At 65.3% G+C, this 18395-nt stretch carries 12 protein-coding genes; 3 read left to right on the top strand and 9 right to left on the bottom strand.

The genetic code is table 11. The features are described 5' to 3' along the window. Window positions 1–202: 202 nt before the first annotated feature. The gene (locus GGQ90_RS05180) at window positions 203–2839 is read left to right on the top strand and encodes a hypothetical protein (RefSeq protein WP_223178089.1); all 2637 of its coding nucleotides are present in this window, start codon (window positions 203–205) and stop codon (window positions 2837–2839) included. A gap of 94 nt (window positions 2840–2933) precedes the next feature. On the opposite strand, the gene GGQ90_RS05175 is transcribed toward GGQ90_RS05180, so the two are convergent. Both GGQ90_RS05175 and ettA read right to left on the bottom strand, forming a co-directional pair. Continuing rightward, the gene (locus GGQ90_RS05175; RefSeq protein ID WP_188081139.1) at window positions 2934–3248 is read right to left on the bottom strand and encodes a hypothetical protein; all 315 of its coding nucleotides are present in this window, start codon (window positions 3246–3248) and stop codon (window positions 2934–2936) included. Window positions 3249–3265: 17 nt separating this feature from the next. Beyond that, on the bottom strand, window positions 3266–4951 hold the full coding sequence (ettA, locus tag GGQ90_RS05170; protein WP_188081138.1) for an energy-dependent translational throttle protein EttA: 1686 nt from the start codon (window positions 4949–4951) through the stop codon (window positions 3266–3268). A 101-nt stretch (window positions 4952–5052) separates the two neighbouring features. On the opposite strand from ettA, the gene GGQ90_RS05165 reads away from it, so the two are divergent. Both GGQ90_RS05165 and GGQ90_RS05160 read left to right on the top strand, forming a co-directional pair. Continuing rightward, window positions 5053–6426 carry a M20/M25/M40 family metallo-hydrolase gene (locus GGQ90_RS05165; RefSeq protein ID WP_188081137.1) on the top strand — a complete coding sequence of 458 codons (1374 nt, stop codon included), beginning with the start codon at window positions 5053–5055 and terminating at the stop codon, window positions 6424–6426. A 158-nt stretch (window positions 6427–6584) separates the two neighbouring features. Next, complete coding sequence (locus GGQ90_RS05160) at window positions 6585–6797, top strand: hypothetical protein (protein WP_004212530.1); 213 nt, start codon at window positions 6585–6587, stop codon at window positions 6795–6797. A gap of 359 nt (window positions 6798–7156) precedes the next feature. On the opposite strand, the gene trxA is transcribed toward GGQ90_RS05160, so the two are convergent. The 7 genes from trxA to GGQ90_RS05125 are packed head-to-tail and all read right to left on the bottom strand — an operon-like array spanning window position 7157 to window position 18385. Next, a complete protein-coding gene (trxA, locus tag GGQ90_RS05155) occupies window positions 7157–7504 on the bottom strand; it encodes a thioredoxin TrxA (RefSeq protein ID WP_257011054.1) in 348 nt (115 codons plus the stop codon). A gap of 32 nt (window positions 7505–7536) precedes the next feature. Further along, window positions 7537–10947, bottom strand: coding sequence for a double-strand break repair helicase AddA (gene addA, locus GGQ90_RS05150; protein WP_188081136.1), 3411 nt, complete (start codon window positions 10945–10947; stop codon window positions 7537–7539). Then, entirely contained in the window at window positions 10928–13906 is a 2979-nt protein-coding gene (gene addB / locus GGQ90_RS05145; RefSeq protein ID WP_188081135.1) for a double-strand break repair protein AddB, read from the bottom strand. The genes addA and addB overlap by 20 nt, the downstream gene beginning before the upstream one ends. After that, entirely contained in the window at window positions 13899–14606 is a 708-nt protein-coding gene (locus tag GGQ90_RS05140) for a nucleotidyltransferase family protein (RefSeq protein WP_188081134.1), read from the bottom strand. Before GGQ90_RS05140 ends, addB begins: the two co-directional genes overlap by 8 nt. Next, window positions 14603–15589 carry an aminoglycoside phosphotransferase family protein gene (locus GGQ90_RS05135; protein ID WP_188081133.1) on the bottom strand — a complete coding sequence of 329 codons (987 nt, stop codon included), beginning with the start codon at window positions 15587–15589 and terminating at the stop codon, window positions 14603–14605. Before GGQ90_RS05135 ends, GGQ90_RS05140 begins: the two co-directional genes overlap by 4 nt. Further along, complete coding sequence (gene tsaE, locus GGQ90_RS05130) at window positions 15586–16029, bottom strand: tRNA (adenosine(37)-N6)-threonylcarbamoyltransferase complex ATPase subunit type 1 TsaE (RefSeq protein WP_223178104.1); 444 nt, start codon at window positions 16027–16029, stop codon at window positions 15586–15588. The genes GGQ90_RS05135 and tsaE overlap by 4 nt, the downstream gene beginning before the upstream one ends. Before the next feature lie 7 nt (window positions 16030–16036). Next, entirely contained in the window at window positions 16037–18385 is a 2349-nt protein-coding gene (locus GGQ90_RS05125) for a sensor histidine kinase (RefSeq protein WP_188081131.1), read from the bottom strand. Between the last annotated feature and the right edge of the window lie 10 nt (window positions 18386–18395).

Here is an 18395-nt window from a genome sequence, read left to right as displayed (position 1 = left end):
CCGACATTCATATCTGGGCGGCATCAGCCCGCTCGCCTTCGAAGCCAAGGTGGCATAATGAGAGAGGTGACCGGCACAAATCCGTTACAAGTCCAAATTCCACCGGCAGACCTCGATGAACCCGCGCGTCCAGGCCACCGCACTCGCTCAGCCTGCTCCACTCGGAAAGATTCTGCTTGGCCTCGCGGGCGCACCACGGACCGTGGAGCATCTGATCGGCGACCTGCTTGAGAGCGCGATCGCCAAGGTGCTTACCGACGCCCCGAAGACCGAGCGGGAGCAGATCGACCGGATCTGTTCTGCCCTAGCGACCCTGCGCCCATTCGTGCCGCTCGACGTCGTCGCACGCGTGGCCGACGCCCCGAACGCCCTTGTGACGAGCCTAGCGAACGACCTCGAGCGTCCGCTCATCGTCCGCGAGGGTGCCATCCAGTTCCGCGACGAGCCCACCGAGACTTGGTTCCGGCAGAGGTTCCGCCCGGCGGGTGGTCAGCTCGACACGTTCATCGGTCGGCTTCTGCCGATCGCGCAGAGAAGCGCCTACGTGGCGGCAGGCCTGCCGCAGCTGCTGCTCGAGGCGGGGCGCTTCGACGAACTCGTCCGTCTCGCCCTGTCCGACGAGGCCCTGCCCGCCGAGCCGGCAATGGCGCGGCGCGACGTCGCCCTGCAACGGCTCCAATTCGCCCTGAAGGCTGCGATCCGCGCCGGCCGGCATCTCGAGGCGACCAAACTGGCCCTCAAGGCCGGCGGCGAGACCGCAGCCGACGCGCGGCAGCAGAAGCTCATCTCGGCGAACACCGATCTTGCCAGACATTTCCTCGAACCAGAACAGATGCTCGAGCAGGTAACCAGGCGTCTGATCACGGGAGGGGAGTGGACGGGCTCCGAACACGCCTACGAAGCCGCTTTCTTGTCAGGAGCGCAAGATCTCGCGGGAGACGCCCTGAGCCGCCTACGAGTTTCTTTCGACTGGCTGCGGCACTGGTCACAACAGCCGCACGACCGTACCGGCAAGTCGCAAAGCGTCGGCAACGCTGACATCGCCGAGATGGCACTCGCGGAGTTGAACCTGAACGGCGCGACCGCCTGCGCAAAGTCGCTGCGGCGCTGGCGTGCACGCGAGCGCTCCTTCGGCGCAGGCCGTCGACTCTGCTCGCGACTGGTCGACGCCGGGCGTTTCGAGGAGATCGACGAACTCGCGGTCGCGGGCGGAAACGACCTTGGCCTTCTGCTCGCGATTACGATGGAACTCGCAGCCGTCGGGCGGTTGCCCCCAAAGGCGGCGGCGGGACGGATGACCCGCCTTGTAACGAGCCGCCACGTCACTATCCGTGAGCCGTCTCGCTCCGGTGGAGACATCCTCGTGCTCGGTGCCGTGAACGACGTCGTAGCTGCGGCGGTAAAACTCCGCTTGGCGCCACGGCGTGTCCTAGCCCGGACCCTGTCGCGCTACATGCTAGCCAACCCGGCGCTGCTTACTGGCCACTCGGCGACCTATCAGAACCGCAGGGCCATCGTGCTGAGGGCGATCTGCTTGCGGGCCGCGCTCCGCAATGAGACCGTGACGATCGACAAGCTCAGACCCGAGGAAATGCGACCTGGCCGACAAGGCTGCCGCGGGTCGAAGGGCAAGCCGCGTCGCAGATACCGCGCCGATGCGGGCGAGATGATCCGCTTCGAGGAGGAGACGGGCTCCCTCCTCCCTTGGCACCAGCTCTCTGCCGAAGCGTGCCTCGGCCGCGTCGCGACCACCGACATCGAGCGAAGGATCGACGAAGCTGTGTCGGCCTCCTCCGCGGCGAGGCACCGGACCTACGATGAAGACCGGTCGACGTCCGACGAGATCGCCTTGCTGTGGAACGCCATCGCCTACGGTGCTCCGGATCCATCCAAGGTCCTTGATCGCCTTGACAAGTGGCGGCGCGAGCTGCGGCGCCCCCTCTACATCCCGACGCTTCTCGCGATAGCACGGCGCGCCGGACGTGTCACCGGCTGCGAGAAAGCGTGCCTATCTTTCGCCCATTCCGCCTTCGAGATCATGGCGGCGGAGCGCGAGGACGCACAGGGCATCGCTGACACCTTCGTCGACGTCGCCCGCGCGGTGCTCCTCACCAGCATGCCCGAGGCGCGGGAGTATTTCGAGCAGGCGATCGAGGTGTCGGCAAAGATCGGCGACGAGAACGTCGCCCGATGGGAATCGCTCTCTGATCTCGCGGTTGCCGCCGGCCGCGACCGGAAGGATCGTCCCGAGCTCGCATACCGCTACTCCCGCGTGGCCGAGCTGGTCTTTGCCTACACCGAGCACTTCGACTGGGCCTATTCCGTGAAGGCGATCGCGGACTTATCCGCCCCGTCCGGCCCGACAATCCTGAGCCGTTGGATCGATCGTCGGTTCGCCCATGAGCCCGACACACTGCCCTCCCTCATCGAAGCGCTGGCCAGCAATGGCGACCTCGACCCGCGCGACGCGATCTGCCTCTTGCCGTTCGATGCGCGATGGCCGCGCACGAAGCTGCTCCGCCGCGCGCTCAAGGCGGCCAATGGCGCCGAGCGCGTCCAGACCGCCGCCCAGTTCATCCGATACGCCCGCCGCTGTCATCTTGACGCCAAGGACTGGCGCAAGGTGGCCGACCTGCTCGCCGGGAGTGGCGTCGACAACCGGGAGGCAGTCAATCTCGCGCGCGCCTACTGGAATTTCCGATGCTGGTCGGCGCTTATGTCGCAACAGCCTTCCAGCAAAATAGCATCAGGATGCGCCTCGACTCCAACAATTCGGGATTATCTCACCGATGAGCAGCCTCGCTGTCTCGCGCAGCCATGGCCAAAAGCCGATCAATAATGCCCGCCATGAATAGAGAGCGAATTGAGGCGTGATCCTTGCGGCCTTTAGAGCATCATCCGATTAGGTTGAATCGGATGATGCTGTGGACATTTTACGCGGTCGTAGCGACAGGCATCAAGCCCGCTGCTACCTGTCCCATCCCCACCGGAATTCTCGCCCATTCAAGATAAAAAAAGGGCCAGCCCAAAAAGGGCCGGCCTTGATAAGTTTTAGGAGAGGATGCCTGAAAGGCCTGCCCTATGTGCAGCGCAGCGCGTTCTTTCGCAATTGCGAAAGGCAGAGGCATCGTTGCAGATATTGCAACTTCGTTACCGCTGGCGCGATGGAACAGGAAAACGCCCGACATCCTGATCGATGCCGGGCGTTTCAACCATTTGTTCTGTAACCATTTTATGGAGGACTGCATCAGTCCTCCAGGTCATCTCAGCGCGTCAGCTTCTTATAGGCAAGCGCGGTCGGGCGATCCGCCGCATCGCCCAGGCGACGACGCTTGTCTTCCTCATAGGCTTCAAAATTGCCCTCGAACCATTCGACATGGCTGTTGCCTTCGAATGCGAGGATGTGGGTCGCCAGACGATCGAGGAAGAAACGGTCATGGCTGATGACCACGGCGCAGCCGGCGAAATTCTCGATGGCTTCTTCGAGCGCGCCCAGCGTTTCGACGTCAAGATCGTTGGTCGGTTCGTCGAGCAACAGCACGTTGCCGCCCTTCTTCAGCATCTTGGCGATGTGAACGCGATTGCGCTCACCACCCGACAGCTTGCCGACATTCTTCTGCTGGTCCTGGCCCTTGAAGTTGAAGGCGCCGACATAGGCGCGCGTCGACATGTCATGGCCATTGACCTTCACATAATCGAGGCCGTCGGACACTTCTTCCCAGACATTCTTCGACGGGTCGAGATGGTCGCGGCTCTGGTCGACATAGCCCAGACGCACGGTCGAGCCGATATCGACCTCGCCGGCGTCGGGCGTTTCCTGGCCAGTGATGATGCGGAACAGGGTGGACTTGCCGGCCCCGTTCGGACCAATCACGCCGACGATGCCGCCGGGCGGCAGCAGGAAGGACAGATCCTCGAACAGCAGCTTGTCGCCATAGGCCTTTGAAATGCCCTTGAACTCGATCACCTTGCCGCCCAGACGCTCGGGCACCTGGATGACGATCTGCGCCTTGCCCGGCGTGCGGTTATTCTGGTTGGCGACCAGTTCCTCGAACTTCTTGATACGCGCCTTGGACTTGGTCTGGCGGCCCTTGACGCCCTGACGGATCCACTCCAGCTCGTCGTTGATCGCCTTCTGGCGGCCGGTCGCCTCGCGATCTTCCTGTTCAAGGCGCTTGGCCTTCTTCTCCAGATAGGTGGAGTAGTTGCCTTCATAGGGGAAATATTTCCCGCGATCGAGTTCCAGGATCCAGCCGACGACATTGTCGAGGAAGTAGCGGTCGTGGGTGATCATCAGCACCGACCCGGCATATTCCTTGAGGTGGTTTTCCAGCCAGGTGACGCTTTCGGCGTCAAGATGGTTGGTCGGTTCGTCGAGCAGCAGGATGTCCGGCTTCTGGATCAGCAGGCGGGTGAGCGCGATACGGCGCTTTTCACCACCCGACAGGCTTTCGACCGACCAGTCCGACGGCGGGCAGCGCAGCGCTTCCATCGCGATTTCGAGCTGATTGTCGAGCGTCCAGCCATCGGCGGCGTCGATCTGCTCCTGCAGCGTGCCCATTTCCTCCATCAGCGCGTCGAAATCTGCGTCTTCCGGCGGATCGGCCATGATCATGCTGATCTCGTTGAAACGATCCAGCTTGTCCGCCATCTCGCGGGCACCGTCCTTGACATTCTCCAGGACATTCTTGGTCGGATCGAGCTGCGGCTCCTGCGGCAGATAGCCGACGGTCACATTCTCGCCCGGCCAGGCCTCACCCGAAAAGTCGGTGTCGATGCCAGCCATGATCTTGATCAGGGTCGACTTGCCCGCGCCGTTCGGGCCGACGATGCCGATCTTCGACCCGCGATAGAATTGCAGATTGATGTTGTTCAACACCGGCTTGGGCGCGCCGGTGAAGGTCTTCGTCATGTTCTTCATGACATAGGCATATTGCGATGAGGCGGACATGGGTTCGCGCAGCTCCAAGGGTATGAACAGGAAAATTTGCGCCGAATTAGCCGAGGCGGAAGCCATTGGCAAATGGGGTATGTCTGAGTAAGCCTTGAGCCATGCAGAAAATCCGATCGGGCCAGCTCGCCGCCCTGCTCCTTGGCAGCATCCTCACCCCCGCTCTGGTCCAGGCCGCCCCGGCCAGTGACGCAGCGATTCGCGAAGCCGCCCTGAAAGATGATGTCGCCTGGGACATCACCGAGGGGCTGACGACCGAGGTGGGGCCGCGCCCGGCCGCCACGCCGCAGGAGGCCCGCGGGCGCGAATGGGCCGCCGCCAAGCTCAAGGCACTGGGCTTCGCCAACGTCCGCGTCGAACCTTATAAGATGCCCTTGTGGGAGCGCGTCCATGACGAGGCGGCGATCATCGCCCCCTTCCCCCAGAAGCTGGTCGTCGCCGCGCTAGGTAACAGCGGATCGACCCCAGCGCAGGGGATCGAGGGCGAAATCGCCTATTTCCCGACCATCGCCGACCTGCAGGCCGCGCCGGACAGCGCGGTAAAGGGCAAGATCGTCTTCGTCAGCCATGACATGGTCGCCGCCCAGGATGGGTCGGGCTATGGCTATTATGGCGCTGCCCGTCGCCAGGGGCCGAGCATCGCCGCCAGGAAGGGCGCGATCGCGATCCTCGTGAAGTCGATCGGCACCGATCATCATCGCATCGCCCATACCGGCGTGCAGATGTGGGCCGATGGCGTGACGCCGATCCCGGCCGTCGCCGTCAGCGTGCCCGATGCCGAACAGATGGCGCGCATCGTATCGCGCGGCCAGCCGGTCCGTGTCCACCTGACCGCCGTGTCGAAGACCGCCAAGGACCAGCCCTCGGGCAATGTCATCGGTGAAATCCCCGGCAGCGATCCCAAGGCCGGCGTCATCGTCGCCGCCTGCCATCTCGACAGCTGGGACCAGGGCACCGGCGCGATCGACGACGCATCAGGCTGCGGCATCGTCGCCGCTGCCGCGCTGCAGGTCGCGAAGGCCGGTACGCCGCGCCGCACGATCCGCATTCTGTTCGCCGGCGCCGAGGAAGTGGGCGGCAATGGCGGCCGCGCTTATTATGCCGCCCATGGCAAGGAGCCGCATGCGCTGGTGCTGGAATCGGACTTCGGCGCCGACAAGGTGTGGAAGGTCGATTTCACCCTGCCCTCAGGCCACGAAGGACTTTCGGCCCGGATCGCACAGGGTCTGGCACCGCTCGGCATCGTGCCGAGCCGCGACAAGGCGCATGGCGGATCGGACATCGAACCGCTGGTCGAAGCCGGCATTCCGGTGATCGACCTGCAGCAGGATGGCACCCGCTATTTCGACATTCACCACACGCCCGACGACACGCTGGACAAGATCGATCCGGCGCAGTTGCGCCAGAATGTCGCCGCCTGGGCGGTAACGCTGAACATTGCTGCAAATGCGCCAGAAACATTGGGCATTAACTGAACTTTTATAGTAGAGAACGCCCCGTCGCGTGATTCTGCCGCTTCACCGACGTCAGAAAAGCATTGATTTGTGCAGCGCACACGTTAATGCGGGTCGCTCGCGTAGGGTCACATTTGTAACGTGCCAGACGCGGCATAATGCTATGGGAGCCGTACACAATGAAGAAGATCGCTGTTGTTTTCGCTTCGGCCAGCCTGATGGCCCTCGCCGCTTGCGGTGAGAAGCCGGCCAACGAAACCGCGAACGCTTCGAACGCCGTCGTCGAGAACGTTGTCGAAAACGCCGCCAACGCTGCTGACAACGCCGCCAACGCCGCCAACGAAGCTGCTAACGCCGCTAACGTTGCTGAGAACGTTGCGAACGCGCACTAATCTCTGCCACGGCGAGATTTCGAAGGGCGGGCCTATATGGTCCGCCCTTTTTGTTTGGCGAAAGGCCAACCGCACCCACCGACATCGGCACGAATATCCTCATGCTGCGGCGGTAGAGGGCCGATGACAGTTTGTCGGTCATTGGGATCGATCCAGGCTCGGGGCCATCGCGCAATGGCAGCAGGATCAGACAGGGACGCATCTCGCGTCAAAACAAGATGAAGCGCCAAGAAGTTGCGTCTCGCGGGCCAAAATTCAGCCACAACGCACCTTAGGATGGTCTGCTGTGCAGAGCCAAGTGTCGAATGGCGCGGCGAGACCAGAAAGGCTCGCCGCACCGTGCGCGATAATGAAAGCTGTTAGAGAACGCTTTCGATCCAGCCCTTGAGCGCGCTCTTGGGCGCGGCGCCGACCTTGGTCGCGGCGACTTCGCCATTCTTGAACAGGATCATCGTCGGAATGCCGCGCACGCCATACTGGCCCGGCGCATCGGGGTTTTCGTCGATGTTGATCTTGGCGATCGTGACCTTGTCAGCCAGCTCCTCGCTAATCTCTTCCAGGGCCGGGCCGATCATCTTGCACGGGCCGCACCATTCTGCCCAGAAGTCGACAAGCACAGGCTTGTCGGCGTCGATCACGTCCTGCTTGAAGCTGACATCGGTAACTGCCTTGGTGGCCATAACTGCAAACTCCTTAAGTTGGTCGATATCTAGGATGGCTGTGCCCGCTGCTCAACGGGTCACAGCAGCAAATATTGCTGCGTGGGCGAAAAGCCCGGCTTGTAGGGGGCAAGTTGCGCCGCCGGCAGCGCAATGAGCCGCGCCGCGCTGGTATAAAGCAGGGCCGCCTCCACCTGTCGGCCGGGAAAGATCACCGCCAGCGCGGCGACATAGGCCGCCATCTGCCGAAGATGCGCAACCGGAACCTCCTCCGCATCGCGTGGCGTCATCCGGCCAGTCTTGAAATCGACCAGTTGGACCCGGTCCGCCTCGACCCGCAGCCGATCGACCGTGCCGGCGATCACCGCCTCGCCAACCACCGCCGCGATCGGCGCCTCAGCGAGGGCGCCCGGCGCGAACAGGGAAGCGAAGTGCGGATCCTCGATCACCCGCAGCGTATGATCGATCACCTCCCGGCGCAGCGCAGCGTCCCCTGCCCCCTGCTGCTCCAGCCAGCGCTCGGCGCCTTCCCGCCGCCGCTCGGCGGGCAGGTCGGGCAGGCGCTGGAACAGAGCGTGGAGCCAGCGACCCCGCTCTGCCGCCTGCCGCATCGCGGCGGTCGGCGGCGGATTGGGGACATCATCCTCGACCGGCGCGGAGGGCGCCAGCGGCCGGGGCGGACGCTGTTCGGCTGGTGCCTGCGCCCGAAGCCAATCTGGCTCAATTACTACCGGCTCGTCCTCGGCGGTTTCCAGCTGCGGCGCCCTGGGCGTCAGCGCCTCGGTCCCGCGCCAGCGGCGTCGAGCGCCCCATAGCGGATCAGCCTCCCAATCGCAGCCCATGTCGACCATCGCCGCATCGACCGCGCCATACCAGCTTTGCGGCTTCACCTCGCCCTTGGCCCTTGGCCCCAGCGATCCGGCAACGATCAGCTTTTCCTCGGCGCGGGTCAGGGCGACATAAAGAAGGCGCCAATGCTCTTCGCGCTCGATCGCGGCGGCATCGGCCGCGACTTCGCCGATCGGCCCGATCCGTTCCCCCTTGCGCGGCGCCAGGATCGGCAGGCCATTCCATTCCAGCGAATCCATGCGATTGCCGGCGTCGGGATCGAGACAGGCATCGGCCAGGATCACGATCGGCGCCTGCAGACCCTTGGCGCCATGCACAGTCAGCAGCCGCAGCGCATCGCCCTGCGCCGCCGCGTCGCGGACGATTTCCACCTCACCCCGGTCGAACCAGTCGATGAAGCGCTGCAGCGAGGGATGATCGTCCGCCTCGAAGCCAAGCGCGGCGTTCAGCAATTCCTCGATCGGATCGGCGGCTTCCGCCCCCAATCGTTCGATCAGGCAGCGACGCCCATCCATAGGGCCGGACAGGATCGTTTCCAGATAGCGATAGGGAGTGGTGAAGTCGGCGTGCCCCAGCAACTGCCGAAGCGGCAAAAGTTGTGCGTCATCCACGCGCTGGAGCAGATGGCGCCAGAGGCCGCCCTTGCGCCCGATCGCCCGTTCCATCAACTCATCCTGGCTCCAGCCGATCAACGGCGACACCAGCAGGGCGGCGAGGTTCAGGTCATCGTCGGGCTGCACCGCAAAGCGCAGCGCGGCCAGCAGGTCGCGGACGGCCAATGGCGCATTCAGGCGGAGGCGGTCGATCCCCGCTACGGCTACTTTTTCCTCGTAAAGGCGCGCAACGATGAGCCGGGCCAGTTCGCTACGGCGACGGACCAGGATCATGATGTCGCCAGGGCGGACCGGGCGCCCCCGCGCCTCCAGCATCATCTTGTCGTCGATCCACTGCCGGATCTGGCGCGCGATCTTGCCGGCCAGTTCCCGCTCCTGATCGGCGACCCAATCCTCCTCGCCCTCGACATCGTCGGCCAGACCCGCGATCGTCGGCTTCCACAGCAACACTTCGCCGGGATGACGATTGGCACTGATGTGCCGTACCTCGCCTGCGGCCAAGCCCAGTGCCTGGACGCGCAACGTCGCGATCGTCCGGTCGACCAGATCGAGCACCGGCGGGGTCGAGCGGAAGCTGCGATCGAGCGACAGGTCATGGAAAGCTTGCCCAGCTTGCTCAGCATAATGGCCAAACACCAATTGCGCATCGGAGAATGCCTTGGGGCTGGTGCCTTGAAATCCGAAGATCGCCTGCTTGAAATCGCCGACCGTGAAGAGCGTCCGGACCTTTGCATCCGGTTCCCACTCATTGGTGAAAAACTCTTCGGTCAACGCCTGCACGATGCGCCATTGCCGGATGTTCGTGTCTTGCGCTTCATCGACAAGAATGTGATCGATCCGCTGATCCAGCTTGTAGCGGATCCATTCGGCAATCCCGTCTTGCTGCAGCAGCCCCGACGCCCGTTCGATCAGGTCATCGAAATCGACCGCGCCGGCGAGCCGCTTCGCCTCGTCATAAGCACGGGCATAGGCCCGCCCGGCATGGAGCGCGCGGGCCAGCAACGCGGCATAATCGGCTTGCAGCTTGACCCCGATCAGTTCGGCGCAGCGGGCATGGAGCCGCGCCGTCGCCTCGCCATAGCCGTCGATCGGCGGCACCCAGCCCTTGGCGGAGATGAGGTCGCCATCCGCCTTGGCCCAGGCGCCGTGCAGGTCGATCAGGGTCGAAGCACGCCCAGCGGGATCGCGCCCGCGCCAGGCGGCAATCCGGTCGCAGCGGTCCAATGCCCGGCCGGTGCCCCAGTCGGCGTTGGCCTGCGCCACCCATGCCAGGCTGCGCATGTCGAACACCGTGTCGCTGCATTGTTCCGCCAGCCAGTCGTCGATATCCCCTTCGGGCAAGCCCAGTTCGCGCCCCAGCCAGGGGCCGATATCGCCCGGCAATCCGCCCAGCGCGGACAAACGCCCAGCACAGCGCAACAGGAAATTCTCGGCCGCGCCCTCACCCAGCCGCAGGCTCAGCGCCTGCAAGGCGTCGATCAGGTCACCATCGGCCAGTTCCTCCGCGCGAATGACCATGTCGGCGAGCGTCTGGCGTGCCAGCACCCCCTGCTCTCGCGCGTCGAGCGGGCGAAAGCCAGGCGCCAGATCCGCCTCCAGCGGGAAAGATCCGAGTAATTGCTGGCAGAAGCCATGGATGGTCTGGATGCGCAGGCCGCCGCCGGTCGATTCCAGCACCTCGGCGAACAGGCGCCGGGCGCGATCGCGCGCCTCCGGCCCGCTCTCTTCGCCGAGCGCCTCCAGATCGTTAAACAGATCGGCTTCCTCGGCCTGAACCCAGGTGGCGAGCCGGTCATGGATACGGTCCGCCATTTCCGCCGCGCCGGCCTTGGTAAAGGTAAGGCACAGGATGTTTTCCGGCCGCACCCCTTGCAGCAGCAGGCGAAAGACGCGCGCGGTCAACACATGGGTCTTACCGGTACCGGCCGATGCCGAAAGCCACACATGAGCGTCGGGGGCAGCCGCCAGCGCCTGCACGCCGGCCAGCGGTTGCAGCGGACTGGAGCCTTTAGCCATCGTCGCGCCCATACCATTCCTCCAGCCGCATCAGCTGGTCATAATCACCATAATTGGCCACTTCCGGATTGACCTGCGCGGCGAAGGGCGCGGCGCCGGTGAGCCAGGTTTCGGCCGCGTCGCGGAACTGGTCATAGACGAAGGCGGTAAAATCGGCGGTGACGATCTTGTCGCGCTTGCCGATCGGATCGACCGGGCTCTCGCGATAGCCAAAGGCGTCGCCCTTCTTCGCCAGCGACCAATATTCAAAATTGCCCGCCACTCGCGCGCCGGCAACGCCGGGAAAGGCGCCATCGGCAGATTCCGCGATCAGGCCGAGCAGGCCCAATTGCAGCGCATAACCGCCTCGCACCTGTCGCGCGCTGGGCGGCTTGCCGGTCTTGTAGTCGACGATGCCGATTCTGCCGTCGGGCATGCGGTCGATCCGGTCAGCCTTGCCGGTCAGCAGCACGCCGGCAATCTCTGCCTTGCCCTCGGTCTCCACCGCCAGGATATGGCGGCCCGCGGCCTGATCCTTCGCCACTTCGGCCGCGATCCAGCGGATCGCCTCAATCAGGCGCGGCTGCCACAGGGCGCGGAGCAGCGGATGGACATCGGGCCGAGCGAACATGGCGCGGGCGCGCGCTTCGAGATCGGCCGGATCGCGACTGCCGCCCTCCGCCCAATGCTGCAATATCTCATGCACTGCGGTGCCGCGCCAGGCCGGGCCAGCATCGGCATCAACCGGATCGAGGCGATTGAGCTTCAGTATCCGGCGGGCATAGAAGGCGAAGGGATCGGCCTTGAGCCGGTCGACATCGGTGACGGGAATGCGGGTCGGCCGGGCGGCGAGCGGCGGCACCGGCGCGGGGCGCGCGGATGGCCGGTGGCTGGGCGGGCGATCGAGCGCATCGGCCAGCAGGCGATAATGATCAGCCGATTTCCATTGCGGCCCCGCCATCGCCTTCAGCCGCAGCCAGAAGCGCGAGGCGATCGCCGGGCCGCCGCTGCCACGCCGGGCGCGGGTGATGAGAACTTGGCGCGCGCCCAGCGCGCTCGCGAAATCATGCGCGGCCAAGCCGATCCGGGTTTCCAGCCCCGGCAGGCCCAACTCCCGGCGGATGCGCGGCGCCAGCCAGGGATCGGGCGATGGCAGGCCCGGCCAGCTGCCTTCGTTGAGCCCGCCCAGGATCATCAGGTCCGCCTGCACCAGTTGCGCCTCGACCAGACCCAATATGGCGATGCGCGGATGGCCGCCCTGTGGCGGTCGCACCGACACGCCGCCCAGCATATGGTCGAGCAGCGCCGGCAGCGAGCGGATGTCGGCCTGGCGCGGCCCTTCGGTCGCGGCGGCTTCCATCTCGGCGAACAGGTCGGCGGCGGCATGGCCCTGATGCCCGGCCCAGAGCGCGTCATTGGTCAGCGCCCCGGCCTGTTCGCGCACGGCCGCCAATTGCCCCGCCAGATCGGGCGCGAGCGCGAAGGCGGCTTCCAGCGGCTCCAGCAGGTCGCGCGCCCAGGGCCACCAGGCGCGTGCCAGCGCCCGCAAATCCTTCTGCCGGTCCTCGCCCTCGCGCGCTTCCAATAGCAGGTCGATGCCGCGCAACCCCGCCTGCGGACGCGGCCCGCGCAGCAGCAGGTCGAGCTGGCGCACCCCCTCCAGCCAGGGCAGGCGCATCTCGCCGCGCATCACCAGCGGGTGCTTGAGCAGGGTCAGCAACGCGACCGGCGCGAAGCGCTCGGCAGCCGCCTCCGCCATCGCGATCAGCAAGGTGCCGGGCGGCAGGCGGGACAAAGGCTGACCGGCGGAATCGTCAGCCTCGATGCCCCAGCGGCGCAGATGGGCGGAGACGCGCACCGCCAGTTGCCGATCGGGCGTTACCAGCGCGGCCGTCCGCTCGGGCGTTTCCAGCGCCTCGCGCAATGCGATGGCGATGGCCTGCGCCTCTTCACCGGGCGTCGCCACTTCCAGCGCCTCGACCCCGGCCAACGACCGATCGGCGGTCTTGAGGTCGCGCCAGCGACTGGTCAGGCGCGGCGGCAGCATCGCGTTGGAAATATTGCGACCGCGCACGGCGCGCGCATCATGCTCGCTGCCCCAACGCCACTGGGCGACATCCTCGCGGCTCGCGCTCATGCGATCGAGCAGGCGTTTCAGCGCATATTGGGGATGGGTCTCATGTCCGGCAGCGCTACGGCCAGTCACGGGATCGGGCGGGAAAGGACCGATCGCGCCCCACGCATCCTCGTCCAAATTCTGGTCCAGGCCGGCGAATACCACCTGTCCATTGGGCAGTTCGGCGATCCGCCGCAGCAGCCCGGCGATCGCCGGCGCGGTGGCGCTGATGCCGGCCGCGACGATGAAGCCCGGCGGCGGGGCCTCCGCCCAGCGTGCAGCGACCCTATCGAACAGCCGGTTGCGCCGGTCGGCTAGGTCGATGAAGCCCAACCGCGCCAGTTCGGCCGGCCAGCGTGCGATCAGGATGGAGAAGAGGTCGAGCGATTTTTCCCAATGGCTCGACAGCCCCTCGATCAGGTCGAGCTTCGACAGGGCATCGAGCGGCACCCGCTCCACCTGCATCTGGTCGAGCACGGCGCCGAGCGCCTGCCCCAGTTGCAGCGCCTGGCCGGCATCGGCCGCGCCGCCAGCATCCTGCACCATGCGCGCAAGGATCATCTGCCGCCGCATCGGCGGGATGGCGGCGGGAACCGCATCGCCTTCCCAGAGTGGGTCCAATGCGCCGCCGACTTCCTCGCCCAGTTCCGGGTCGCCCAGCGCGACCAGACGGGGCAGCAGCAGTCCGCCTTCGGCCCGGCGGACGAATGCGTCGCTGACCGCACGCACGGCGCGGTTGCTGGGCAGCAGGACCATGCCCTGCGCCAGACGGACGGGATCGCTCCCCTGCTGCGCCAATATGCCGGCGACCAGCGCGTCGGCGAAGGCGCGATGCGCCGGGATGGTGTACAGCGCCGGCTCGGCTCGATCACCCATGGGCGATCATCGACTCCACGACGGGAATGGCCTGCGGCGTGCCTACATCGAACCACAGCCCCTGATGCACCGCGCCATAGAGGCGCCCGGCCTCGATCGCACGGTTCCAAAAGATGTTCGTCGAAAAAACATCCGCCGGCGGATCGACCAGCAGGCTGGGCGACAGGATCTGCACGCCGGTGAAGACGAACGGCGCGACATGGGCGGTCTTGCGCCGGGTCAGGCGACCATCGGCATCCATGTGAAAATCGCCCGGACCGCTATGGCAATTGGCCCGCGCCAACGGCACCAGCAGCAGCAGCGCATCCATCCGTTCGGGATCCCAAAGCCGCTGCATCATGCCCAGCGTCTCTGCCGGACCGTCGATCCACAAATTATCACTATTGGCGCAGATGAACGGCTTGTCGCCAAGCAGCGGCCTGGCGTGGATCAGTCCACCACCAGTCTCCAGCAGCTTGGCCCGTTCGTCGGAAATGCGAAAGTCCCTATCCTTGCGCGTCTTGAGATGCGCCTCGACCGTGTCGGCAAGATAATGGACATTGACGACCACCGTCTTGATGCCGCCAGCCGCCAGCCGATCGAGTGCATGATCCATCAGCGCCTTGCCGGCGACCTTGACCAGCGGCTTCGGCCGGGTTGCGGTCAGTGGCCGCATCCGCTTGCCGAGGCCCGCTGCCATGAGCATGGCGGTATCGATCATGCCTGCCCAAACTCCTCAAGCGCATGATGACGCTTATCGGCGGGAATATTGGCGTCGAACCAGGCCTTGACCGGCGCCAACGCCGGATGGGCAAGGTCGCGCTCCAGCAAGGCCCACATCCGTGGCAGATAGGACAGGTAGCGCGGCTTGTGGTCGCGCTTCCAAAGCCGCGTGAAGATGCCGATGATCTTCGCGTTGCGCTGGGCACCCAGTACCGCATAGGCGGCATCGAAATCGGCCGGCGGATTGGCCACTGCATGATAATGAGCCAGCATCGCCGCTTCCAGTTCCGGCGACACGTCGCGGCGCGCATCCTGGAGCAACGAGACGAGATCATAGGCAGGATGCCCAGCCAGCGCGTCCTGAAAATCCAGCAGGCCAAGGCCGCCCACCTCGGGCCGGTCGATCAGCATGATATTCTCGGCATGATAGTCGCGCAGCACGGTGACGACAGGACTCGCCGACTGCTCGGCGATCGGCAGCACCGCGTCCCAAGCTGCATGATAGGCATCGGCATCGACATCCAGCCCCAGCGCCGGGCAATACCATTCGGTCAGCAGTCCGACCTCGCGCTGATAGACCGCGCGGTCATAGGGCGGGACATCGGCCGCCGGCAGCGTGTGCAGGTCGGCCAGCAGATCGATCGCGCGGCGATAGACCGCCAGTTCGCCCGTTGGATCATCCTCGACATGTTCCTTCAGGCGCTCGTCGCCGAAATCCTCGATCAGGACAAGCCCCTGCGTCAAGTCCTGGGCCAGGATCGCCGGTGCGGCAAAGCCCTGACCCAGCAGATGCTGGGCAATCGCGATGAACGGACGCGGATCTTCATGCGGCGGCGGCGCGTCCATCAGCACGGCTCGGCGGCCACCGTCGACCACGCGGAAATAGCGACGGAAGGAGGCATCGCCGGCGAGCGGAACGATGGCGGCGCCATCCCAACCCGCCTGCGTGAGGAAAGCGGGAGCGGTTGCGGGGGGGATCATATCTGTGACCATCGATCCGTCCAAGCGTCGGGCACGCGCGCTGTCAAGCGCCGTGCGCCATCCGGCTCGATCGTGATGGTCAAAAACAACGCATGCGACCAAAGCGCATCGCCCAGTCTGTCGGGCCATTCGATAATAAGCAGACTGTCCTGCAAATATTCATCCAGCGCCAGCTCTGCCGCCTCGTCCGCATCATCGAGACGGTAAAGATCGACATGCGCGACCGGCAGACGGACATCGGGAATGTCATAGGGCTGGACGATCGCAAAACTGGGGCTGGGCGCCTCCCCTTCCAGGCCAAGCCCTTCCAGCAGCCCGCGCGCCAACGTGGTCTTGCCTGCACCAAGGCCACCTTCCAGGGCGACCACATCACCGATGCGGACATGGGCGGCCAGGCGGCGTCCCAGATCGAGCTGAGCGCCTTCGCCCTCCAGGATCATATCCAGTTCAGCCACGGGGCAGCTCGATCACGACCATCGTTCCCTGCCCCGGTTCCGACACAAGTTCGAAGGTGCCGCCATGGGCCTGCGCCAACTGCTTGACCAGCGGCAGACCGATCGTCGCGCGGGCACCCTTGCGGTTCTGTTCGGCACGGCTGATCGCATCGAAGATCGTCGCCTGCCGGGTCGCATCGATGCCGGGGCCATTGTCGGACACCACCAGGCGCGCGAGATCGGGGCCGCCATCGCCATGCAACAGCACCCGGGCGCCCGAGCCGCAATAGCGCACCGCATTTTCCAGAAGATGATCGACCGCCTGGCCGATCCGGCGTGCATCGCCCTGGATCAGCCCCAGCGTATCCTGCAGAGTGACGGCAAGATCGATCCCCTTGGCCGTCGCCTCGGCGTCGATCCGCGCGACGCTGGCGCGCACCAGCGCCGCCAGATCGACCTCGCTGCGTTCGATCGGCAAGGTGCCGGCTTCGCCCTGGGTCAGGTCGAGCACATTGTCGATCAGCATCGACAGCCGCCCGGTGCTTTGCAGGATGCCGTTCACATATTCGACCGCGCTGTCGCTGAGTTCACCGGCATAGCCCGCGCTCATCATCTCGGCAAAGCCGGCGATGGTCGTCAGCGGCGTGCGCAATTCATAGCTCATGTTCGTGACGAAGGCGGTCTTGACCTTGTCCGCCTGCTCCAGCGCCTCGTTCCGGTCGCGCAGCATCTGCTCGACCCGCCGGCTGTCGGTGACATCCAACATCGTGAACAGCGCATTGCCATCCGGCAGCGGAATGGCGGCAAATTCGAAGATACGACCGTCGGCAAAGCCGACATGGCCGACGCGCTGCTTGCGCTCGACCGTCGCCGCGCGGACCAGTTCGCGGACCAGATTGCTCTGCTGCGGCTTGGCAAGCCGGCTTTGCACGGCGCGCATCAGCTCATCAATGCGGGGATGCTTGCCCAGCGCCTCTTCGCTGATGTCCCAGATGGTGCGGAAACGACTGTTCCACAAATGCAGGCGCCCATCGGACGAGAAGACGCCGATCGCCTCGAACAAATTGTCGAAGGTCGCCGTCCGCACCCGCAGCAGCGTATCGCGCGCGCTCGACAATTGCACCTGTTCGGTCCGATCCTCGAAGATCAGCAACAGGCCGCCGTCGGGCAGCGGCTGGGCATAGACGCGCAAATGCGTGCCATCGACCAACAGCCAATTTTCCTCCAGCGGGTCAGGCGACAGGAACCAGTCACGCCGCTCCGCCCGCCAAGCGGGAAAGTCGCGATTTTCCGGCAAGCGACGGGCGTCGCGCATCTGGTCGAGCACGCGCTCGAACAGCGGCGTGTCGGTCAACGCCTCTTGCTTGAGGCCGAACAGGCTGATGAACGGCTGGTTCCAGAAGCGCAGGGCGCGGTCGGGGCCGAAGCGTGCGACACCGGCCGACAGGCGATCAAGGAGATCGCGCTGGGCCGCTTCCAGACGACGATGCTCTACCCTGGCCTGTTCCAGTTCATGCTGGTCCATCGCAAAACCCGCAACGCCCGCCGGCCCCAGGGGCACGTCGACGACGCGCATGGTCCGCCGTTCGCCGTCGATCGTCGCGGGAACGATCCGCGCGAGCGAGCCCCCCTCATCCATGGCTTGCGCGGCGGCATCCTGCGGGCTGAATCCGTTGACATTTTCGACCAGCTCTATGCCGTTCACGATGACATCATGGGCGCCGGGGCCATCGACCGCGCGCACATAGGCGCTGTTGACCAGGCTCAGGCGCAGGTCGGGAGTGCGATGCCACATCGGAAAAGGCGCGGCTTCGACCAGTCCCGCCAGCGCCTCCAGCGCTTCGCGCAGTTGCGCGACGGTCCCGCTCAGTGCCTGAATTTCGGCCTGGCTGTCGGTCGCGTCAAAGATCCACAGAACGACGCCGCCATTGGCCGCCAACCCCGGCCCGGCGGGCGCCCCGCGAACCAGCAAGGTTCTGGACGATCCACTGCCCCTGATCGGTAGGGAAAAGCTTTTGCCGGCCTTCTGCGCAGCGCCGATCTCGCGGCCCAGAGCGGCAGCGTCCGCCGGCTCAAGCCCGCCATCGGGCGCCGTCAATTCGGACACGAAGGTCGGAACACGATCACGACCCAGCCATTTGCCCAGCCGGTCGGCCGCCTCCATCCGACCATCGGGGTGAATGATGACCGGCGCAGCCGGTGCCGACGCCAGCAGCGTCGTCAGCCGATCCAGCTTGCCCTGCGCCTGCATCCCTTCGCGGCGCATACGCTGGCCCGTGACCAGCGCCCATATCGCAGCCCCCAACCAGCCAGCCATCACCGTGCCCAGCAACAAAGTGGCAAGCGGGCTCACAGACCCCATTGCGCCATTC

Origin of the sequence: Sphingobium scionense (assembly GCF_014197035.1) — a bacterium.
Taxonomy (GTDB): Bacteria; Pseudomonadota; Alphaproteobacteria; order Sphingomonadales; family Sphingomonadaceae; genus Sphingobium; species Sphingobium scionense.
This window is presented reverse-complemented; position numbering and strand designations above follow the sequence as displayed.